This window comes from Sneathiella sp. D3-11 (genome assembly GCF_055809395.1).
Genome location: NZ_CM147911.1, coordinates 3,515,488 through 3,536,815, shown reverse-complemented (window position 1 = coordinate 3,536,815; position 21,328 = coordinate 3,515,488). Strand labels below are relative to the sequence as shown.

16 protein-coding genes and 3 pseudogenes are annotated in these 21,328 nt (G+C 54.1%); 5 read left to right on the top strand and 14 right to left on the bottom strand.

Features of this window, described 5'->3' with window-relative positions; genetic code table 11:
• Both hutG and hutU read left to right on the top strand, forming a co-directional pair.
• Positions 1–810, top strand: coding sequence for an N-formylglutamate deformylase (gene hutG / locus AC0L73_RS17860; RefSeq protein ID WP_473654457.1), 810 nt, complete (start codon positions 1–3; stop codon positions 808–810).
• Between the two features lie 12 nt (positions 811–822).
• Positions 823–2,496, top strand: a complete 1,674-nt coding sequence (gene hutU / locus AC0L73_RS17855; RefSeq protein WP_473654456.1) for a urocanate hydratase — start codon at positions 823–825, stop codon at positions 2,494–2,496.
• Here hutU and AC0L73_RS17850 read toward each other — a convergent pair.
• The 9 genes from AC0L73_RS17850 to AC0L73_RS17810 all read right to left on the bottom strand — a co-directional run bounded on the left by AC0L73_RS17850 (position 2,493) and on the right by AC0L73_RS17810 (position 9,829).
• Positions 2,493–3,410: an SDR family NAD(P)-dependent oxidoreductase gene (locus AC0L73_RS17850; protein WP_473654455.1), complete on the bottom strand. Its 918-nt coding sequence runs from the start codon at positions 3,408–3,410 to the stop codon at positions 2,493–2,495. The two genes, hutU and AC0L73_RS17850, sit on opposite strands and share 4 nt — an antisense overlap.
• A gap of 36 nt (positions 3,411–3,446) precedes the next feature.
• Positions 3,447–3,914, bottom strand: a complete 468-nt coding sequence (locus AC0L73_RS17845) for a MaoC family dehydratase (RefSeq protein WP_473654454.1) — start codon at positions 3,912–3,914, stop codon at positions 3,447–3,449.
• A 105-nt stretch (positions 3,915–4,019) separates the two neighbouring features.
• Entirely contained in the window at positions 4,020–4,670 is a 651-nt protein-coding gene (locus AC0L73_RS17840) for a class II aldolase/adducin family protein (RefSeq protein WP_473654453.1), read from the bottom strand.
• Positions 4,671–4,731: 61 nt separating this feature from the next.
• Complete coding sequence (locus tag AC0L73_RS17835; RefSeq protein WP_473654452.1) at positions 4,732–6,228, bottom strand: alkaline phosphatase family protein; 1,497 nt, start codon at positions 6,226–6,228, stop codon at positions 4,732–4,734.
• Complete coding sequence (locus AC0L73_RS17830; RefSeq protein ID WP_473654451.1) at positions 6,228–6,863, bottom strand: PqiC family protein; 636 nt, start codon at positions 6,861–6,863, stop codon at positions 6,228–6,230. Before AC0L73_RS17830 ends, AC0L73_RS17835 begins: the two co-directional genes overlap by 1 nt.
• A 3-nt stretch (positions 6,864–6,866) precedes the next feature.
• A complete protein-coding gene (locus AC0L73_RS17825; protein ID WP_473654450.1) occupies positions 6,867–7,358 on the bottom strand; it encodes a hypothetical protein in 492 nt (163 codons plus the stop codon).
• 53 nt (positions 7,359–7,411) lie between these two features.
• Positions 7,412–8,575: a PqiB family protein gene (locus tag AC0L73_RS17820; RefSeq protein WP_473654449.1), complete on the bottom strand. Its 1,164-nt coding sequence runs from the start codon at positions 8,573–8,575 to the stop codon at positions 7,412–7,414.
• Positions 8,565–9,200, bottom strand: coding sequence for a paraquat-inducible protein A (locus tag AC0L73_RS17815; protein ID WP_473654448.1), 636 nt, complete (start codon positions 9,198–9,200; stop codon positions 8,565–8,567). Before AC0L73_RS17815 ends, AC0L73_RS17820 begins: the two co-directional genes overlap by 11 nt.
• Positions 9,197–9,829, bottom strand: coding sequence for a paraquat-inducible protein A (locus AC0L73_RS17810; RefSeq protein WP_227951776.1), 633 nt, complete (start codon positions 9,827–9,829; stop codon positions 9,197–9,199). The genes AC0L73_RS17815 and AC0L73_RS17810 overlap by 4 nt, the downstream gene beginning before the upstream one ends.
• 266 nt (positions 9,830–10,095) lie before the next feature.
• On the opposite strand from AC0L73_RS17810, the gene cysD reads away from it, so the two are divergent.
• The gene (cysD, locus tag AC0L73_RS17805; RefSeq protein WP_473655469.1) at positions 10,096–11,049 is read left to right on the top strand and encodes a sulfate adenylyltransferase subunit CysD; all 954 of its coding nucleotides are present in this window, start codon (positions 10,096–10,098) and stop codon (positions 11,047–11,049) included.
• A pseudogene (cysN, locus tag AC0L73_RS17800) lies at positions 11,049–12,949 on the top strand (sulfate adenylyltransferase subunit CysN). The gene cysD and the pseudogene cysN overlap by 1 nt, the downstream one beginning before the upstream one ends.
• 3 nt (positions 12,950–12,952) lie before the next feature.
• On the opposite strand, the pseudogene rfbA reads toward cysN, so the two are convergent.
• Both rfbA and AC0L73_RS17790 read right to left on the bottom strand, forming a co-directional pair.
• Positions 12,953–13,823, bottom strand: a pseudogene (rfbA, locus tag AC0L73_RS17795) (glucose-1-phosphate thymidylyltransferase RfbA).
• A gap of 86 nt (positions 13,824–13,909) precedes the next feature.
• Complete coding sequence (locus AC0L73_RS17790; protein ID WP_473654447.1) at positions 13,910–15,517, bottom strand: SAM-dependent methyltransferase; 1,608 nt, start codon at positions 15,515–15,517, stop codon at positions 13,910–13,912.
• A 186-nt stretch (positions 15,518–15,703) separates the two neighbouring features.
• On the opposite strand from AC0L73_RS17790, the pseudogene AC0L73_RS17785 reads away from it, so the two are divergent.
• Positions 15,704–19,307: pseudogene (locus tag AC0L73_RS17785) on the top strand (hydantoinase B/oxoprolinase family protein).
• 12 nt (positions 19,308–19,319) lie between these two features.
• Here the strand turns inward: AC0L73_RS17785 and AC0L73_RS17780 are convergent.
• The 3 genes from AC0L73_RS17780 to AC0L73_RS17770 form a co-directional block, all read right to left on the bottom strand.
• Positions 19,320–20,723, bottom strand: a complete 1,404-nt coding sequence (locus AC0L73_RS17780; protein WP_473654446.1) for a multicopper oxidase family protein — start codon at positions 20,721–20,723, stop codon at positions 19,320–19,322.
• 95 nt (positions 20,724–20,818) lie between these two features.
• Positions 20,819–21,103, bottom strand: a complete 285-nt coding sequence (locus tag AC0L73_RS17775) for a YHS domain-containing (seleno)protein (protein WP_473654445.1) — start codon at positions 21,101–21,103, stop codon at positions 20,819–20,821.
• The gene (locus AC0L73_RS17770) at positions 21,051–21,275 is read right to left on the bottom strand and encodes a hypothetical protein (protein ID WP_473654444.1); all 225 of its coding nucleotides are present in this window, start codon (positions 21,273–21,275) and stop codon (positions 21,051–21,053) included. The genes AC0L73_RS17775 and AC0L73_RS17770 overlap by 53 nt, the downstream gene beginning before the upstream one ends.
• Between the last annotated feature and the right edge of the window lie 53 nt (positions 21,276–21,328).

The window sequence follows — 21,328 nt, the reverse complement described above, 5'->3', positions numbered from 1 at the left end:
ATGCAAGGCGACGTATTTACATTAACGCGGGGATCATCCCCTCTTCTCCTAAGTCAGCCGCATGCAGGGCTCGACGTTCCCGCATCGATCGAGCGACGCCTGACGGAGGCGGCAAAGGCCCTGCCCGATACAGACTGGCATATCCACCGCCTCTATCAACCGATGGCGAAAGAACTCGACGCCACGGTTTTAACGGCTCGTTTCTCCCGTTACGTCATCGACCTGAACCGTGATCCCGACGGGGCGCCACTCTATCCAGGACAGAGCGTCACGGAACTTTGCCCGACAACCCTGTTTGATAACAGCAAGTTATATCAGGACGGGCTGGAGCCGGACATCGAGGAAATCGAGACACGGCGCGGAGTCTTCTGGCAGCCCTATCATGACGTCCTGACGGAGGAAATCGAGCGGATCAAGGCCAAGCATGGCTATGTGCTGCTCTATGACTGCCATTCCATCCGTTCCGTTATCCCGCGTTTTTTTGACGGGCGCCTGCCGACCCTGAATATTGGAACGGGGGACGGAATCTCGGCCGATCCGGCCCTAACGCAGGCGGTAGAGAAAATCGCCGCCGCCTCTCCCTACAGCCATGCGGTCAACGGCCGGTTCAAGGGCGGCTATATCACCCGCCATTATGGCGACCCGGCAGCCAACATCCACGCGCTGCAGATGGAACTTACCCAGGAGGATTACATGATGGAATCGCCGCCCTACAACTATCTTCCGGACAAGGCGGCCGCGCTTCAGTCGACCCTTATCGTGATTCTCAAGACGCTGCTCGACTTCGGGCGGGACCGCATCGCTACATAAAGGAATGCCATCATGACGAACCGACGCGACAACAGCCGTGTGATCAAGGCCCCGACGGGCCCGGAACTTTCCTGCAAGAGCTGGCTGACCGAGGCGCCGCTCCGCATGCTGATGAACAATCTCGATCCCGATGTCGCGGAAAACCCGGCGGAACTGGTGGTTTACGGCGGGATTGGCCGCGCCGCGCGCAACTGGGAGTGCTTCGATCAGATCCAGCGATCCTTACGCGATCTCAATGCCGATGAAACGCTCCTTGTCCAGTCCGGCAAGGCCGTCGGCATCTTCAAGACCCATGAGAATGCCCCGCGCGTCCTGATTGCCAATTCCAACCTCGTGCCGCATTGGGCCAACTGGGACCATTTTAACGAGCTCGATAAAAAAGGCCTGATGATGTATGGCCAGATGACGGCAGGCTCCTGGATCTATATCGGCAGTCAGGGCATCGTGCAGGGCACCTATGAGACCTTTGCCGAGGCTGGGCGACAGCATTTTGGCGGCGACATGTCGGGCAAATGGATCCTGACCGGCGGACTCGGCGGCATGGGTGGCGCACAGCCGCTGGCCGCGACTATGGCCGGTGCCTCCATGCTTGCCGTGGAATGCCGGCCGAGCAGTATCGATTTCCGGCTGCGTTCAGGCTATCTCGATGAAAAAGCCGTGAGCCTGTCTGAAGCACTCGCCATTATCCGGGACGCGATACAGCGGGGGAAGCCGGTTTCCGTCGGGCTGCTTGGCAATGCCGCCGATATTTTTCCGGAAATTCTGGAAGGCGACATGCTGCCTGATCTCGTGACCGACCAGACCTCCGCCCATGATCCGGTCAATGGCTACCTGCCGCAGGGCTGGACCCTCGCCCAGTGGGAGCAGATGCGGGAAAATGATCCCAAATCCGTCGAGATTGCGGCGCGCAAATCCATGGCGGTGCAGGTGCGGGCGATGCTGGATTTCCAGGCGCGCGGAATCCCGACTGTTGATTACGGCAATAACATCCGTCAGGTCGCATTAGAGGAAGGGGTCGACAGCGCCTTCAATTTCCCGGGGTTTGTTCCCGCCTATATCCGCCCCCTCTTCTGCCGGGGGATTGGACCCTTCCGCTGGGCGGCACTTTCCGGCGATCCGGAAGATATCTTCAAGACCGACGCCAAAGTGAAGGAGCTGCTTCCCGATGACGCGCATCTTCATAACTGGCTCGACATGGCGAAGGAACGCATCAAGTTTCAGGGCCTGCCGTCGCGCATCTGCTGGGTCGGCTTAGGTCAGCGCCACCGCCTCGGCCTCGCCTTTAACGAGATGGTGCGTTCGGGCGAGCTTTCCGCCCCCATCGTGATTGGCCGCGACCATCTGGACAGTGGATCGGTCGCCAGCCCCAACCGGGAGACGGAGGGGATGCAGGACGGATCAGATGCGGTTTCTGACTGGCCGCTCCTGAATGCCTTGCTCAACACGGCGAGCGGCGCGACCTGGGTCAGCCTGCATCACGGCGGCGGTGTCGGGATGGGCTTTTCCCAGCATGCCGGGATGGTAATTGTCTGTGATGGCACCAAAGAGGCGGACGAACGGATCGCCCGCGTTCTCTTCAATGATCCGGCGACAGGCGTGATGCGCCACGCCGACGCCGGTTATGAGGAGGCCATCCAGTGCGCGAGGGAGAATGACCTCAATCTCCCGTTCCTGAAGAACGCCTAGATTTTGATGCCGAGGCCGTTCGCGGCCTTGGTCAGCATATTCGTCGTCTGGTCATTGCCGCTGGTATATTCTTCCTGCGTGGCCGGATCGGCAATTTCCGCCCAGTTTTCGGCAATTTTCTCCGGCGTGCGGTCTTCTTCAGGCAGCCATTTTCCGCCTGTCTCATAGACAATGCTGCGCGCATAGGTACCCGCGCCCGCAGTGATGATCGTGCGGTTGGGACTGTCATCAGAGACAATATAGAGAAGCGCGGGGGTGACGGATTCCGGCGTCAGCAGTTCCAGAAGATTTTCGGGGATGATATCCTCGGTCATGCGGGTCGCGGCGCAAGGCGACAGCGCATTTACCTTGATGCCATATTTCGCGCCCTCGATCACCAGCGTGTTCATCAGGCCGATGACCCCCATCTTGGCCGCGCCATAGTTGGTCTGTCCGAAGTTACCATATAGTCCGCTGGAAGAGGTCGTCATGGCAATGCGGCCATAATTCTGCTCCCGCATGATGCCCCAGACAGCTTTCGAGCAGTTGACTGAACCCATCAGATGGACATCCAGAACAAAGGAGAAGTCATCCAGTTCGACGTTGGAGAAGGATTTGTCGCGCAGCACCCCGGCGTTATTCACCAGAATATCAACGCGTCCCCATTTTGCCATGGCTTCCGCCACCATGGCCTCGACCTGCGCCATGTCCGTGACATTGGCGCCGTTGGCGATTGCCTCACCGCCCGCCGCCTCAATCTCGGCCACAACAGCCTTCGCCGCATCGGATGAGCCGCCACTACCGTCGACGGCACCGCCCAGATCATTGACGACCACTTTCGCCCCGCGCGCCGCGAGTTGCAACGCATGGCTCTTGCCAAGGCCGTTACCGGCGCCCGTGACAATCGCCACCCTGTCATCAAACCGAATGCTCATCTTCTCTCCTTAATCTTCTGGATTTATGTGACTTTTTTATTCATCAACAAAAGACATGCCAAGCCATTCAACGATCAAGGCCGGCTTTTCTTCACCCTTGATCTCGATCGTCACCTCGGTTTTGGTGAGATACTGGCCGGGGCGTTTTTCGTCGATGCTGAGGATTTTGGCGGAGGCGCGAATTTCGCTATCCACCTTGACCGGCTGCAGGAAACGCAGCTTGTCGATGCCGTAATTGATGCCCATGCGGACATTCTCGATCTTCGGCTGGATTTTCGGAACCAGTCCGGCGAGTAGCGACAGGGTCAGGAAGCCATGCGCAATGGTCGTGCCAAACGGCGTTTCCGCGGCCGCACGTTCCGGGTCCACATGGATAAACTGGAAATCATCCGTCGCCTCGGCGAATTTATTGATGCGTTCCTGATCGACCTTGAACCACTCCCCCGGTCCATACACAGTGCCGACAGAATTCAGAAAATCGGTTTTGGATAGTGTCATTGTCATTATTGTTTTCCTCCAAATCAGTTTTAGATGAATTTTTTAGCCAATTTTCTGCCGCCGCGATAGCCCCTATCGTCCGATGGCTTTATTTACTGTGGGGATTTCCGCTCACTCATTTCCCTTTGGCATGCCATAGCCTTTTTTGAATTGTTCTTTTACGGCATCCATCTCCGCATCACTCAGAAGGATGGGATCGCCGATCTGGAGAATGCGCCAAAATGTGTCGCATAAAGTCTCTACCTCGACCGCGAGCGAGAGCGCCCGTGCGAGGCTTTCTCCTCCCACGAGCAGCCCATGATTGGCAAGCAAGCAGGCCTTACGACCTTCAATCGCCTTCAACGCATTATCGGAAAGTTCCTGAGTGCCGAATGTCGCGTAGTCAGCGCAGCGGATTGTGTTCCCACCTACAACCGCGATCATATAATGAAAAGGCGGCAGATCCATGCGCTGACAGGCGAGCGTCATGGCGGCTTTGCCGTGGGTATGGACAATTGCACCGAAGTCCGACCGGGAATTGAGAAGATCCTGATGAAAGCGCCACTCGCTGGAGGGTTTGCGTTTTCCCTTCGCCTCACCTTCAAAAGACATCTCGACGATATCGTCGGGCTCCAGATCTTCATAAGCCATGCCTGACGGAGTAACCAGATAGCCGCCCTCAACACGAACACTGGCATTGCCGGACGTGCCTTGATTGATGCCAAGCCCGTTCATCTCTCGCACCGTGGCTATCAGTTCTTTTCGTTCCGCGAGATTTCTCATATTGTCCCCGCCAATCAATATAGCCTATGGCCGACGAGACCGTCGTCCGATGCGCTCAAATTCACCAGTTCCCCATACTCATATCGCATCCGCCAGAGAGAAGCTCCTGTACGCAATTGAGCACAATGCCTTGATAGTCCGGATCTTCTGCCAGATTGCGCGTTTCGTCCGGATCGTTTTTCATGTCGAATAATAGCGGCGGTAAGGCCGCAAAATGCACATACTTAAACTCCGCATCCCGATGGACAAGCAGGTTGCACTCCGCCGATGAGATATTGAGTAGTTTTTCTGGCATTCCGGTCACCGGATCACGAAAATCATAAAGCCAATGCACCGCTTTACGCCAGTTCTCGGGCATTTCACCACGCATAAAGGGCATGAGCGAATGGCCGTCGCATTGGCGCGGAATCGGGAGATCGAGCCCGTCCAGTATTGTCGGCATCAGATCGACGGATTCAGTGAATTCGCTCACCTGCCGCCCGGTGGCAACGTCCCAGCTTTTCCGTGGTTTAATAATCAGCGGGATGTGGAAGCTCTCATCATAAAAGCCGATTTTTCCCCATAGATAATGATCCCCCAGCTGTTCCCCATGATCGGAGGTCACGACTATCATTGTCTCATCATAGCGACCCTGCTCTTTCAGCGTCGTGATAATGCGGCCGAGATTATGATCCGCCTCTGTGATCAGCGCCTGATAGGTCGCGCGGATCTGCGCCACGGCGGCATCATCGAGATCCACGGCACGCCCCTCACCTTCCATGAAAAAGGCATCCTGCGGGATTGCTTCATACATCAGGGCAATGGCGGGATGCAGGCTTCGCATTTCATCACGCGTCGCGGCCTGTACTGGCTTCACCATATCTACCGGATCATACATGTCATGATATTCCGGTGGGGAGATAAAGGGCGGATGCGGCCGCAAAAAGGAAAGATGGTGAAAGAATGGCGTATCGGGATTACTTTTCAGGCCATCGATTAACCTGTCCGCAAGCCAGTGCGTCTCGCTATCCTCGGCCTTGAACCGGCTCGGCGCAGAGAGAGGATGACGGCCGGGTGGGAGTTTATAGTCCGGGTCGGGATGATAGATCGCATAGCCCGGTCCCGGAATATCATAGCCCTTCGTTGCTAGATATTCGAGCCAAGGGATATTGTTTGCAGGAAGTTGCTGCCCCACCGTGAAGCCCGGCATCACCCCTTCATAGGTCAGGAAAGCCTCGTGATCCTCCCCCAGCAGCCGTGGATCCGGTGTTGTATCCGTATACCCCCAAAGAGTTGGATCATATCCCCCATTTCGAACTTCCAATGCGATATTGGTCAGGCTGTGATTGAGCGGCGTGCCATTGCGGATGGAGCGGTGATTACTGGGATACATGCCCGTCAGAAAGGTCGTCCGCGACGGGCCGCAGGGCGCGATGCAGGTATAGTGGTTGAGGAAGGTAACGCCATCACCCACCAGCGCGTCTAGATTGGGTGTCTTCACGGTCGCGTTCCCGGTTGCCGCGAGATGATCTGCGCGCCACTGATCGAGAGTGACGAAAAGAACATTCGTTTTTGTCATCAGGACAATTTCAATCCGTTAAGGGATGTTGCAATATCTTGTGAGAATTCTACCAAAAGCTGGCTCACCGCCTTGGCATAGCTGTTGTAATCACCGACCGTGGCAGCAGTCTCGTAAATTTTCGCCTGCCGCGAAAGAACTTTGTTGTCATAAAGCGCCTTGATATGCCAACGCACGGACAGGCGCGCCATCCCTGCCCCTGTCTCGGTGATATCAATGACATTAACCGCAACCTGAAGGGATTGCTTGTCCGGGCGAAAATCCGCCGGGTAGGAAAAGACTTTTTCTTCCCCGATCAAGGTCGCGACATTACTGGTCAACACCCGTTTGATCGCATCACCCAAAGGTTCCGCCCAGTGATCGAAGTCGGACACATTGATCGCGGCTCCGCTGCCGAAGGTGACAATCTGCGGCCGATCCGCATAACCCGGAATCTGCACTGGCCCAATACCAACTGTAGTTCCTTCCACCAGCGTAACGGTTGTTCCTTTCGTATCCAACTGGGTAGCAGTTTGCAGGATATAGAAATTGGTCGGATCCGATCCCGGCAGCCCACTGCACGCGCTAAGTGGCAATGCAATCAGCAGGAGGAAAACGAAGTTTTGCCCAAACGGGCGCAGACTAGGCAAGGTCATATCTTATCTCTTTCCACTGATCAGGGAACTCGGGTTTCGTTCCAGGAAGTCGGCAAGACTGCGGACAGCCCGGCTCGCCGCTGACAGCTCCTGCAGCATATTCATCAAATCATATTTAAACGGGGAGCCATCGGCAATCAGCCCGTTGACGGAGCTGAACATTGTTTCCGCCGAGGCCAGCGTCTCGTCAATCTTGTTGATCGCCACGCGCACATCATCGATTGTCTTTCCAATATTGGGCAGCGTCTTGGTGTCAATATTCTGTGCCACCACCCGAACAGAAACCGCGAGCTTGCGATATTCCTCGATGGTTTTTTGCAATTCTCCAGAATTAATGAATTTATCCAACCCCTCCACTGTACCGGTCAAGCTTTTACCGAGCCGCTCAATGGGTAGCTTGTCGAGCTTCGCCATCAGTTGAGCAACAGAAGACGTGATTTCTTCCAAATCCGCCGGTACCGTCGGGATTTCGGGAACGCGGCCACTGGAAGACACATACACCGCCGGTTTATCCGGAATTAGGTCGAGATCAACGATAAGCGCACCCGTCAGGAAGTTGGAATTTTTAGCTTCGCTTTCAATCCGCGCTGGATCAAATCCTTGATGATTTTCTGGCGCAGCTCACGTGTTTCCAAAACCGACCGGATTTTCTTACCGTCATCAGTCAGTTTTATTCGCTGCGGCTCTATATCGATCTGCACCGGAATATAATATTTCTGGTTCGCCTCGTCGATTTCCAGACTGATATCGCGGACACTGCCAACCTTGATTCCCTTGAACTCAACATTTGCGCCAACGGAGAGGCCGCTGACGGATCCATCAAAATAAAGCACATAAACGACTTTCTCGGTAAAGCGGGCATCGTCCTTCGCCTGTTGATTGTCGTAGAGCTTGAACTGGTAGCGGGATTCCGCCTTAAAGGTACTCTGGTAGATTTCCGGTGTGGCAAACTCGATTGCCCCTGCAACGAGGGCTTGCAATGAGTTCGCGCCAAGTTCAATTCCGGACGTCGAAACAGAGACGTTGATCCCACCCGCATTCCAGAAATTTGTCCCCTCAAGCACCAGATCGTCATAGGGTGCCTTCACAAAAGCATAGACATCGATGGCACTTTTATCTTCTGCCAAACGGTACCCTAGGACACTGCCAACCTGCAGTCCCTTATAGATAATCGGCGTGCCACGGTTGATATTGCTCAGCTTCTCCGTGGAAAGAAGATATTCTGTTCCCTTGTCGTTCGACGTGATAACCGGCGGTGTACTAAGTCCCTTGAATTTGGTTTCCCGGTCTCCGCCTTTGCCCGGATCTATCTCGATGAAGGAACCAGAGAGAAGGGTCTGAAGACCGGTAATTCCTTGAAAGCCGATGGCCGGGGCCACAATCCAGAAACGTGCTGTATCGGTCAGGTATTTGTCCGCCACACGGGTCGTATCAATGACCATCGACACGCCCTCGTCATCGTCGAGAATATCAACCCGTTTCAGTGTCCCGATGTTAACGTCCTTGTATTTCAGCTGCGTTTTGCCCGGCACCATACCCTCGGCATTATCGAAGGTGATGGATATTTCCGTTCCCCGCTCCGACAGCGCCTGAAAAATCAGATAGGCAGCCACGGCAAGGGCTATTGCTGGAACAATCCAGATGCTCATCAGGCTCCCATAGCCTCGGCGGACCTTTGCGTCGGGCAGTTTCTGCTCGCTATCATCCGTCATTGTCATTCCCCTCGTCATCCCAAATCAAACGCGGATCAAAGGACATGGCCGCGAACATCGTAATAATCACCACGGCGGCAAAAGCAATGGCACCGGGTCCCGCCGTTACCGTCGCCAGCGCCTGCAACTTCACCAGCCCTATCAGAATTGAGATCATGAAGATGTCAATCATAGACCACCGACCGATAAACTCAGTAAAGCGATAGAGAAGCGCCCGCTTGCGTCGTTGTACTTTTAACCCTAATTGCACCGAAACTACCAGAAAAAGTAAAGCGGCAATTTTAAAGATGGGGACGAAGACACTGGCAACAAAAACGATCACAGCAATAACCGCTTGTCCGGACTGGGCTAGTTCAATCACCCCACCCATAATTGTATTCGTTGTCGACCGACCGAATGAAATAAGTGTCAGGACCGGATAGACATTGGCCGGGATATAAAGGATCGCCGCCGCAATCAACAACGCCCAGGTGCGGTTCAGGCTATTGATTTTACGACTATGCAGCACCGCGTCGCAGCGCGGGCAATCGGCCCTGTGCTCCGCAATAAACCGCTTCGATACCAGCAACCCGCAAACATGGCAGGAAATAGCGCCGATCGATTGTGCAGTTACCGGCGCGGTCATGCACGGATCTCCTTCAATCGGCTCCAGAGCGCCCCTTCATCAAGGGTGAGATAGGCCATGACCGTCGCCGCCACCATCAGGACGAAGGCAACAAGCGATAACCCGACACTCACATCCGCAAAATCCTGCAACTTCACAAAGGCGACTATAATACCAAGAATGAAAATTTCCGACATTGCCCAAGGTTTCAGATGACTTAGCAGCCGAACCTGAAATTGTGGACTGAACGGGGAGCGGCCCAGCTGCATCGGCAGCAGCAATGTGATCAGAACAAGCAGGACCGCGAGCGGCGCCACAACACTGGAAATAAAGACGACAATACCTAGCTCCCAATACCCTGCGTTCCAAAAAGCAATCGCGCCATCAATCAACCGGTTCGATTCTGACTGCCCTTCCATCTGAAAAGTGAGCAGCGGAAACAGGTTCGCTAGAATAAAGAACATTAACCCGGTGAGTGCAAAGGCCAACGAGCGGTTGAGACTGTTTTTATGGCGGACGAAAAGTAATGCGCCGCACCGGATGCAACGTCCCTGCTCCCCCTCCCTGATCTTTGGAGTAGAATGAATGAGGTCGCATTCCGGGCAGGCAATAAAGGCCTCGGTGTAGCTGAAATCCTTATTAATCTCCATACGGAACTTTCGTCAGTCAATTCTGTTCCAGACAATAATGCGCAAAGCCACCGCATTCAATTGATTTCCTTCGCGTATTTTCCATCATCCCGGCCATGGTGACGCGCCGACAACCGCATTTTCCCATATTGCAACAGGGTATAAGAGATCCTATGTTCATATTTACACGGTAAATTTATGCAAAATGATATATTTTACATAATTTTATAGTTAAATAGGGTTGTTTCTTCTTGTGGCAACTCTCGATATTATATAAGCCCTTGTGCATAACGGCGCAGGAGCGCCCGGATACTGGAACAAGAGACGACATTATGAGTACATCGCGGTTGACCCATTTACGCCAGCTGGAAGCAGAAAGCATTCATATCTTCCGGGAAGTCGCCGCGGAGTTTGAACGGCCAGTCATGCTGTATTCCATCGGCAAGGATTCTGCGGTGCTGCTGCATCTTGCGCGGAAGGCCTTTTTTCCATCACCCATTCCTTTTCCACTCCTGCATGTGGACACTACCTGGAAATTCCGCGAGATGATCCATTTCCGCGATACCATCGTGAAGGATTACGGTCTCGAATTGTTGGTGCATATCAACCCTGAAGGCGCCAAGCAGGGGGTCGGTCCCTTTACCCATGGCTCGGCGCTTCATACCGACATCATGAAGACGGAGGCTCTGAAACAAGCACTCGATCAGTACAAGTTCGATGCAGCTTTTGGCGGCGCCCGCCGGGATGAGGAGGCAAGCCGCGCGAAAGAGCGGGTCTTCTCTTTTCGCAATGAGGCGCATCGCTGGGATCCGAAAAACCAGCGCCCCGAGCTTTGGAATATTTATAACGGTCGGGTCCGCAAAGGGGAGAGCATCAGAGCCTTCCCCCTCTCCAACTGGACCGAACTCGATATCTGGCAATATATCTATATGGAGGATATTCCCATTGTGCCGCTCTATTTCGCCGCCGAACGCCCGGTGGTAGAGCGCGAGGGGATGCTGATTATGGTCGATGACGACCGGATGCCTTTGAATGAGGGCGAAACACCGATGATGAAATCAGTCCGCTTCCGCACGCTAGGTTGCTATCCGCTCACCGGTGCGATTGAATCGACCGCCGCCACCCTGCCCGAGATTATTCAGGAAATGCTCGTCGCCCGCACATCGGAGCGACAGGGACGGCTGATCGACAAGGATCAGGCCGGGTCGATGGAGAAGAAAAAGCAAGAGGGGTATTTCTGATGGATCAGAAAACCGACACCGCAACAGCGGAAATCGACGCCTATCTCAAGACCCAGGAACAGAAAAACCTCCTCCGCTTTATTACTTGCGGCAGCGTTGATGACGGCAAGAGTACCTTTATCGGTCGCCTTCTGTGGGATTCTGAAGCTGTTGTTCGAGGATCAACTCGCGACCCTCACCGCCGAGAGCAAACGCGTCGGCACGCAGAATGGCGAGATTGACTACGCCCTCCTCCTAGATGGGTTACAGGCGGAGCGCGAACAGGGCATCACCATTGACGTTGCCTATCGTTTTTTTGCGACCGACAAGCGCAAATTCATCGTCGCCGACACCCCCGGACATGAGCAATACACCCGAAATATGGTAACCGGCGCGTCAACCGCCGACCTCGCCGTTATCCTGATCGATGCCCGCAAAGGCGTGCTGATCCAAACAATGCGGCACAGCTATCTGGTTAACCTGCTCGGCATCAAGAAAGTCGTGCTGGCGATCAACAAGATGGACCTGGTTGACTATAGTGAAGAGGTATTCGAACAAATCCGCAGTGATTACCTCAAATTCGCGGAGCAACTCAATTTCGAACAAATTACCCCGATTCCCGTCTCGGCGCTGAAAGGCGACAACATGATCGGCGCAAGCGAGGCCATGGCTTGGTACAGCGGGCCTAGCGTGTTAGCGCACCTGGAAGGCGTTGAGATCGGTGCAGAGGACCTCTCCCGCCCGTTCCGGATGCCCGTGCAGTGGGTCAATCGGCCGAACCTTGATTTCCGGGGCTTCTCCGGCACTATCGCCAGCGGAACGATCCATGTCGGGGATGAAATCGTCGAGCCCGCGTCAGGACGGAGCAGCCGGATTTCTCGTATCGTCACCTTCGACGGTGACCTTGAGGAGGCCATTGCTGGACAGGCTGTCACCCTCACCCTTGAAGACGAGATCGACATCAGTCGCGGCGATATCCTTTGTGCCACGAAAGACCGCCCAGCAACCGCCGACCAATTCGAGGCCAAGATCGTCTGGATGAGCAGCGATCTCGATGCTGCCAAGCCGGACCTATCTTCTGAAACTCGGCACCGGAACGACCGCCGCGCGGGTCAGCAATCTTAAATACACAGTCAACGTCAACACCATGGAGCAGATGGCGTCCAAAAAACTTGAACTCAACGAAATTGGCGTGTGTAACCTGTCACTGGATAAAGCCATTTCCTTCGATCCATATGCAGAAAATCCGGGAACCGGCTCTTTTATCCTCATTGATCGCTTCACCAACGCGACGGTCGCCGCCGGGATGATCGAATTTGCGCTCCGCCGGGCAGAAAATATCCATTGGCAATCAGTGGATATTCATAAAGAGGCCCGCGCTGAACAGAAGAGACAGAAAGCCTCTGTTCTCTGGTTTACGGGACTTTCCGGATCAGGCAAATCAACGATCGCCAATCTCGTCGAGAAAAAGCTTCATGCCATGGATAAGCACACCTATTTGCTGGACGGCGATAACGTGCGTCACGGGCTGAACAAGGATCTCGGCTTCACTGATGCGGACAGGGTTGAGAATATCCGCCGTGTTGGCGAAACGGCGAAGCTCATGGTCGATGCGGGGTTGATTACCCTCGTTTCCTTCATCTCTCCCTTTAGAAGCGAGCGGCAAATGGCGCGCGGCCTGTTGGAGGATGGAGAGTTTCTTGAAGTCTTCGTCGATACGCCGCTGGAAATCTGCGAGGCGCGCGACATAAAAGGCCTGTATAAGAAGGCGCGCGCAGGCGAAATCAAGAATTTCACCGGTATCTCTTCGGATTATGAACGGCCGGAGAATGCGGAAATTGTCATCGATGGCATTAGGCAGAGCCCTGAAGACTCCGCCGACCAGATCGTTGCCACGCTTGTAGAGCGCGGCGTTATCTAGAATTTATTTGATAAGATCGAGCAAATACTCGCCATAGCCGCTCTTCCTGAGCGGTTCGGCGAGGGCGGCGAGTTCGTCCGCCGTGATGAATTTCTTCTGATAGGCGATTTCCTCTGGACAGGCAATTTTGAGGCCCTGCCGCTTTTCAATCGTCTGTACGAAGTGAGACGCTTCCAGCAGATTGTCATGTGTGCCGGTATCGAGCCAGTGCACTACCCCGGCCCAGCAATTCCATGCTGAGCTCCCCCTGATCGAGATAGAGACGGTTGAGATCGGTGATTTCCAGCTCACCCCGCGCACTCGGTTTCAGATGCTTGGCAAAATCGATCACCTGATTATCATAGAAATAGAGCCCGGTAATGGCGAAGTTCGATTTCGGATTTTTCGGCTTTTCCTCAACCCCGATGACCTTACCAGTCTGATCAAATTCGGCGACGCCATAAGCTGTCGGGTCCGAGACATGATAGCCGAAAATGGTCGCGCCAACTTCCCGACCTTTTGCACTCTGCAGGAGTTGGCTGAAACGGTTGGCGTAAAAAATATTATCGCCGAGAATCAGAGCGGAATGATCGTCGCCGATATGATCAGCACCAATAATAAATGCCTGAGCCAGACCATCCGGCGATGGCTGCGCCGCATACGAAATATTCAAGCCCCAGCGTGCACCATCGCCCAACACGCGAATAAACACATCCTGCTCTTCCGGCGTGGTGATAATGAGGATATCCCGAATATCCGCCAGCATCAGCGTCGTCAACGGATAATAGATCATCGGCTTGTCGTAAATCGGCATCAGCTGTTTACTGACACCCAACGTCAAGGGATGAAGCCGGCTGCCTGTACCGCCCGCGAGAATAATGCCTTTATGCGCCATGGGTCCTGTCTCAATGTCGTTTAAAAATAATACACTAGGAATAGCATATCATTAACGACATAGAGTTTAAATTTTCTTACTCTCGCTCATTTCACCGCAAAAATCGTCTTGCGACACGGCATACTCTTTGCCTCTATTTCTTCTACGACACGGCCGAATAAATGATGTGCCTTGCGATTATCTGGCTCCCTCACAAGCAAACTTTTCAATGGCTCAAGTGCCTCCTTATGGCGTCCTGCCTTCATCAACAAATTTACAACCAGAAATACTCCCTCAGATGTTGCGTTCAGAAACAGCCGATTTCGCTCAAGAATTTCCATTGCCTCGTCCGGCGCCCCGGCTTCTTCCATCAGATGGATAATAGTAATCGCGGGATCGGGGTTTGAATCACATCTAAAATGTGCCTTATCAACTCTTTTCAGAGCGTCGACAACTGACTTTTTCTGATGTGCACTTGCCGTGGGCAATGTCTTTCTCAGCGCACCAACACAACCACGGAAAATCTTTATATCGCCGCAGCTTATGCGCATTAGTGCAAGTATTTGCGGCAAGCTGTAATCTGCGAAGTTTTTCTCCGCAATTTTTTTCAGCATGAAGAATTCATCGGGCCCGGTGTCGCGAATATGGGTATTGAATTGATGCGTTAGATGCCGGGCCTTTCGCCGCCCAGGATTCATCAGCACGCCCGCCATTTCCAATGAAGATTTCGAGTGATCGGGAGAGAGAAACCGACCTTTGCGCATCCCGACATATTCACGAAGCGCATGATAATTGACATGCATACTGAACACGCCATTGCGGGCAACTCGGCGCGGCGGTAAATCCCACAAATCGGAGAGCGCCGTTACTCCGAAATCACCGGTGAGCATAAACGTCGCGCCTGTTGTAAGTGCCGCCAGCCGATCAATCATACGAAAGCCTCCGACGGGAAGAGAGAAATTCAATTCTCCCTGCATCCTCCGATATTTCCCAAGTGTACGGTTCCAGTCCTCATTCTCATATATCTTTACTGGCGCGGGCTCTTCCTGATAATTGAATTCCGTATGACGGATAATGTCCTCTATTTCATCGCTGTCCGTTTCAATCCGATGGCAGACCCGCCTTTCAAATAATTTTTTATCCTTCACACAGTAAAAATCATGCGGCAAGCTATCGAACACATAATTTGCGATTACAGAGAGAGGATTGGAAAGACTGCCCGGTGTTAGTTCCTGACCCGAGATTAGAAGCCGGATCGGATCGTCTTTCAGGACATCTAGATAGGCAAAATCGAGAACGCCCTGATCGACAAAGGGTTTAAGCTGCGGGTGCCGCCGCCAAAAATCAATGGCGGCCTTACTTACTTCTGTCATCACATAGACGACATTCCGTTTTTTTGCGACGGCCAATTCCTCTGCTGAAAAGAAATGCAGCACGAAACCATATGCGAAGCGTCCCGTACCTGCACCAAGTTCCAGGATGTAATGCGGCTCCCGGCGTGCACGGGTCGTCCCGCTTTGCCCGAAATCATCAAGAAAACCGCGAATGACTTTAGCGTAGGCGCGTCCGATAAACGGGTTTGTCGTCACGTAGTTGGGCACCCTTCCCGGCTCCCATGCCTCTGTGCCCAAGGTACCATAATAACTTCGCACCAGATCCCAGATCGGCGACCGGGATAAGGGAACATAATTTTCGAGAGGGTCATCCGCCGTCATCTTCTACTACTTTCCTGTTATCTACATGTCTCACAAACGCGTGGCGGTGCGAATTCGTGAAAGCAGAAAGAACATTTGGCAATATGGCTTTACCTGCGCCCGTGCCTGATGATAAGGATTCTTGTAACCCGGCGGCGCGACAGAGGGTCTTTTCTGCTAAACTTGAGAGAAATTATGGCTAAAAACATGAATGATGCGGCAACGAAAGAATGGCAATTCTGGGTCGATCGCGGCGGCACCTTTACCGATTTGGTTGCGCGCCGACCCGATGGCAGCATCGTTACCCACAAGTTACTGAGCGAAAACCCGGAGCAGTATGAAGATGCCGCGCTGCAGGGTATCCGTGACCTGCTCGGCCTCGGCAAAACCGAAGATATACCTGCATCACACATCGAAGCGGTCAAGATGGGAACAACCGTCGCCACCAACGCATTGCTGGAGCGCAAGGGCGAACCGCTGGCACTAATCACAACGGAGGGGTTCCGAGATGCCCTCCGGATCGGCTATCAGACGCGCCCCAAGCTCTTTGCACTGCATATCGAGCTACCGGAGATGCTCTATAGCCGCGTTATTGAGGTGAAGGAGCGCGTCGGTGCAACCGGCGAGATGATCCGACCTCTCGACACAGTCGACGCGCGCGCCAAGCTGCAAGAAGCATATGATGCGGGTCTGCGTACCTGTGCCATTGTCTTCATGCACGGGTACCGTTATCCGGATCATGAGAAAGCTGTCGCCGAAATCGCTAGGGGCATTGGCTTCACCCAAATCTCAACCAGTCATGAAACCAGCCCGCTGATGAAATTAGTCAGCCGTGGTGACACCACCGTGGTAGATGCCTATCTCTCCCCCATCTTACGCCGCTATGTTGACCGAGTTGCATCCGAACTAGGCGAAACCCGCCTGATGTTCATGCAATCGAATGGTGGGCTGACGGATGCGCGGTTTTTCCATGGGAAAGACGCCATTCTCTCTGGTCCAGCGGGCGGCGTGGTTGGCATGGTACAGACCAGCGCCATGGCCGGGTTCGAGAAAGTCATCGGTTTCGATATGGGCGGCACGTCGACCGACGTTTCCCATTATGGTGGCGAGTATGAACGCACTTTCGAGACGGAGGTTGCAGGAGTGCGCATGCGGGCGCCAATGATGCTGATCCACACCGTGGCGGCAGGCGGTGGTTCAATCCTGCATTTCGATGGTGCAAGATATAAGGTTGGTCCGGATAGCGCGGGCGCCAATCCCGGCCCTGCCTGCTACCGCAAGGGTGGCCCGCTAACCGTCACTGATTGCAATGTGATGCTCGGCAAGCTTTCCCCGGCATTCTTTCCCAAAGTCTTCGGCCCCAACGCCGATGAGGCGTTATCTGTGGAGACAGTGCGTGAGAAATTCGAAGCCTTGGCCACGAAAATCAACGCTGCCACGGGCGATAACCGCAGCCCGGAAGAAGTCGCGCGCGGCTTTCTCTTTATCGCGGTGGAAAATATGGCCAATGCGATCAAGAAAATCTCTGTTCAGCGCGGCTATGACGTCTCCGAATATGTCCTGACCTCCTTCGGGGGTGCTGGTGGCCAGCATGCCTGCCTCGTTGCCGACAGCCTCGGTATGAAGAAGATCATGTTGCACCCTTATGCGGGCGTTCTTTCCGCCTTCGGGATGGGTCTGGCCGACCTTCGCGTGTTGAAAGAAAAAGCGATGGAGGTGACGCTGGAAGACTCGGCCCTTCCCGACATTGCCATAACCCTGGATACTCTCGCCACAGAGGGGTTGGCGGAAATGCGTGCGCAAGGAGTGGCAGAGGCCCGCATCGATGTCGAACGCAAGCTCCATATCAAATATCAGGGCTCCGATACCGCGATGGTTGTCGATGATGGCCCGTTGGGTGAGATCACCAAAGCGTTCGAGGCCGCACATCGTCAGCGCTTCGGCTTTACAACGCCGGAAAAAGCGATGATCGTTGAGGCCGCCGCCGTTGAAGTAGTCGGTATCGGCGACAAGATTGAGGATCCGATCCGAAGGAGTGGTAACATGGACGTCGGCCCCCTCGCCCAAGAGGCAATCTTTGTCGGGGATAGCTGGCAGAATTGCCCCTTCTATGATCGCGACGCCTTGCCCTCGGGCTCGAAGATCAACGGCCCCGCAGTCATTGTCGAGAAAACCGGCACAAATGTAATTGAACCGGGTTGGCAGGCGGAAATGACAGATCGAGGCTATCTCGTCCTTACCCGCGTCGAGGAACTCAAGCGCGAACTCGCCATCGGCACGGCAGTCGATCCGGTCATGCTGGAGATTTTCAACAATCTCTTCATGAATGTCGCCGAACAGATGGGTACGGTGCTGGAAAAAACGGCCTATTCGGTGAATATCAAGGAACGGCTCGATTTCTCTTGCGCGGTCTTTGACTTGAACGGAGACCTGATCGCCAATGCGCCCCATATGCCCGTGCATCTGGGCTCCATGTCAGAGAGCATCAAGGCGGTAATCAATAAACATAAATCGACGATGAAAGCGGGCGATGTTTTCGTCCTTAATGCGCCTTATAACGGCGGGACGCATCTGCCCGATGTCACGGTAATCACGCCCGTTTTTGATCTTGCAGGCAAGGACGTCCTCTTCTACGTGGCAAGCCGTGGGCACCATGCGGATATCGGAGGCACCACGCCCGGCTCCATGCCGCCCGACAGTCGAACGGTAGAAGAGGAAGGCGTCATCCTCGATAACGTGTTGCTGGTCGATGGCGGACGGCTGCTTGAAGACGAGATTGTCGAGATCCTTAAATCCGGCAAGTATCCGTCCCGCAACACCGATCAGAATATGGCCGACCTGAAGGCTCAGATCGCGGCCTGCGAGAAGGGCATTCAGGAACTGCGCAAGATGGTCGATCATTTCTCCCTTGAGGTCGTCCATGCCTATATGGACCACGTACAGGATAACGCCGAGGAATCCGTGCGCCGAGTGCTGGATGTGCTAAAGGATGGGTCCTTCACTTATCCCATGGATGATGGGTATGAGATTAAGGTCAATATCTCCATCGACAAGGCGGCCCGTTCGGCTACCATTGATTTCACTGGCACCAGCGGGCAGCACCCGACCAACTATAACGCGCCGCGTGCCGTCACCACAGCGGCGGTGCTGTATGTGTTCCGTTGCCTGGTGGAAAGCGATATTCCGCTGAATGCCGGCTGTCTCAAACCGTTGAAGATTATCATACCCGACCGCTCCATGCTGTCGCCCGAATATCCGGCAACCGTGGTTGCTGGCAACGTCGAAACATCACAATGCATCACCGATTGTCTGTTCGGCGCGCTTGGCGTAATGGCGGCAGCGCAAGGGACAATGAATAATTTTACCTTCGGCAACGAAACCTATCAATATTACGAAACGATCTGTGGTGGTTCCGGCGCGGGCCCTGATTTCGACGGGACCAGTGCGGTGCATACCCATATGACCAATTCCCGCCTGACCGATCCGGAGGTGGTCGAATGGCGCTTTCCGGTGACGCTGGAAAGCTTCGAGATCGAGACGCGGCTCCGGCGGTAAAGGCGCGCATAAAGGTGGCGACGGAACGCTTCGCAAATTCCGTTTTCATGAACCGATGTCCGCCGCGCTTCTTTCCAGCCACCGTGTTGTGCCGCCTTTCGGCCTGAACGGTGGTGAAGATGGAGAGGTCGGCAAGCAATGGGTCATCCGCAAGAATGGCGAGATCGACACCTTGGAAGGCCGCGACAAGACCGAGATGGAAGCAGACGATATTTTCGTTATCCAGACACCGTCTGGCGGCGGCTACGGCAAATAGAAGTGGACGATTTTAAGTGGTTTGCGGAACATGCCGATAGGCCATGGTCGAGAACATTCCGGCCGCAAGATGATAGAGATTATGACAATGAAATGCCCAGAGTCCGGGGTTTAGGGTATCGAGAGCGACCGTCACCTGCGTCTTCGGCGGCACCATGATCGTGTCACGAAGGGCGCCCGCGATCCGTTTGCCGTTGATCTCTACAACCTGGAAGCTGTGACCGTGCAGATGCATCGGATGGGACATAGGCGTCTCATTGGTCATGATGATCTCGACGCGCTGCTTCTCTGAAACGACGGCAGGCATACCGCCTTGCCCCTCAATTGGCATACTCCAGATATAACTCGACATCGAGCCGGTCAGTTTCACCGGAATACGACGCTGGACCTTATGCGGAATAAGCGGAGTGGCGGCGCGAAGCAGCAATTCCTGATCAAGCCCGACACGCGGCCCCTCGCTATCGGTCACTGTCGAAATTTTCTCGACTCTGGCACCTTTCGGCGCAAGCACGATGCCTGAGCGCATTTTCCGTCCTTCGCAATGAGCGAGCACCGCCGCGGCCGAACCATCTGATGGTAATTCAAGTATGATGTCTGCGCGCTGCGCAATGGCGAGCGGGAAGGTCTTGCCGATCAAAGGTTCTACCGGATTGCCGTCGACGGCGACTAATGTTCCGTCCAGAGACCCCAGATCGATTGTGTAGTTAGAGGAGGCCGACGCATTGATAATGCGAAGACGCACTCTTCCACCCTTTTCCACCGCAATCACATCCGGATCGTCAAGCGTGCGGTCGTTCGCGAGAAACGCATCGAATTTAACGTCATTCAGATCGGGACCGGTATCCTTATCGCTCTTCGATCCCATTTTCATCAACGGCTTGGGTTTACGCAAATTTGCGAAAATTTCCTCAGGGCTTGTCCATGAAAAATCCTCGAGGAACAAGACAACCTCCTGAGCATTTTCTTGCATCGCTGCTTTATCCCGGATGATCAGTGGTGACGCGAGCAGGTTCTGCTCCTGCAATCCGAAATGCGAATGCATCCAACGTGTGCCGGTAGGTTTCGCCGCGAAATTGTAGTTCGCACTGCTTCCCGGCGCGATTGGAAGGGCGGAGAGATAAGGTACGCCATCCTGCTGCCAGGGCTCTTCCATCCCATGCCAGTGAACGAGGGTGCTGTCTGAAAGCTCGTTCACGAGTTGAACATCGAAATGATCACCGGGGTCGAGGAAAAGACCGAATGTACCATTTTCCTGTTCGACGCCATAGCGAGTCACGGCCTTGCCATCGACTTCGATCTGTCGCGTGCGGACATATAAAATTTTTCTCTGATTAGCTTCGGCTATCGGTATTCGCGCAACAGATGCACTCGCCGCAACGCCCGCGGCCGCCAAAAATCCTCTGCGTGAAATATTCATATTTCCTGCCTCTTCATTTCATCAGTCTGCCGCCGTCAGAGAAACTGTCAGCGCTATCTCTCTCGCCAAAATACGATTGTATTATTTATTATTTATTAATCTTTAGCGAGGAATTTTTGCCAGTTTTCATCAGCGTCCTTGATCCGTTCGGCAATGCCCGTTTGCCGCCAACGGATACGGCCTGCGTCATGGCCGAAGAGATAGAGCTTGCCCTCAAAGATCAGCCAAACGCCCGGGTCCGTATCGGCGAGATTGCCAAGGCTCATCTGGTTGGAGCAATAGCCGCCATATTGAGGGGCGTATGCCGAAGGACTGGCCGCAAACAGATCACGACTTTTCGCGTCGGCAAAGCGCCATGGTCGCGCCCTTATACTCGACACTAAAATCCGCGCCCCCTTCTTCCGGTTTGGCCTTCGTGAAATAGGCTGTGCTGTCATAGCCATCAACGGCAAGACCGCCAATGAAGCTCTTGTTGACACCCTCGAAGGCAAAAGCCTTCGCCGCTCCGATAAAGAGCAAGATTATGACGACTAGGCCGATACGACGGTACATGTATATCCTCCGACGGTAATAGACTGTATTATTACCGCAACGCCATTCCGACG

What these genes read in the sequence shown, in the direction of transcription:
- AC0L73_RS17830 (WP_473654451.1), bottom strand. Translation starts at nt 6,863, where the DNA reads ATGACCTTGCCTAGTCTGCGCCCGTTTGGGCAAAACTTCGTTTTCCTC.
- AC0L73_RS17820 (WP_473654449.1), bottom strand. Translation starts at nt 8,575, where the DNA reads ATGACGGATGATAGCGAGCAGAAACTGCCCGACGCAAAGGTCCGCCGA.
- hutU (WP_473654456.1), top strand. Translation starts at nt 823, where the DNA reads ATGACGAACCGACGCGACAACAGCCGTGTGATCAAGGCCCCGACGGGC.
- AC0L73_RS17835 (WP_473654452.1), bottom strand. Translation starts at nt 6,228, where the DNA reads ATGACAAAAACGAATGTTCTTTTCGTCACTCTCGATCAGTGGCGCGCA.
- AC0L73_RS17815 (WP_473654448.1), bottom strand. Translation starts at nt 9,200, where the DNA reads ATGACCGCGCCGGTAACTGCACAATCGATCGGCGCTATTTCCTGCCAT.
- AC0L73_RS17850 (WP_473654455.1), bottom strand. Translation starts at nt 3,410, where the DNA reads ATGAGCATTCGGTTTGATGACAGGGTGGCGATTGTCACGGGCGCCGGT.
- AC0L73_RS17840 (WP_473654453.1), bottom strand. Translation starts at nt 4,670, where the DNA reads ATGAGAAATCTCGCGGAACGAAAAGAACTGATAGCCACGGTGCGAGAG.
- hutG (WP_473654457.1), top strand. Translation starts at nt 1, where the DNA reads ATGCAAGGCGACGTATTTACATTAACGCGGGGATCATCCCCTCTTCTC.
- AC0L73_RS17845 (WP_473654454.1), bottom strand. Translation starts at nt 3,914, where the DNA reads ATGACAATGACACTATCCAAAACCGATTTTCTGAATTCTGTCGGCACT.
- AC0L73_RS17770 (WP_473654444.1), bottom strand. Translation starts at nt 21,275, where the DNA reads ATGTACCGTCGTATCGGCCTAGTCGTCATAATCTTGCTCTTTATCGGA.
- AC0L73_RS17780 (WP_473654446.1), bottom strand. Translation starts at nt 20,723, where the DNA reads ATGAATATTTCACGCAGAGGATTTTTGGCGGCCGCGGGCGTTGCGGCG.
- AC0L73_RS17790 (WP_473654447.1), bottom strand. Translation starts at nt 15,517, where the DNA reads ATGACGGCGGATGACCCTCTCGAAAATTATGTTCCCTTATCCCGGTCG.
- AC0L73_RS17810 (WP_227951776.1), bottom strand. Translation starts at nt 9,829, where the DNA reads ATGGAGATTAATAAGGATTTCAGCTACACCGAGGCCTTTATTGCCTGC.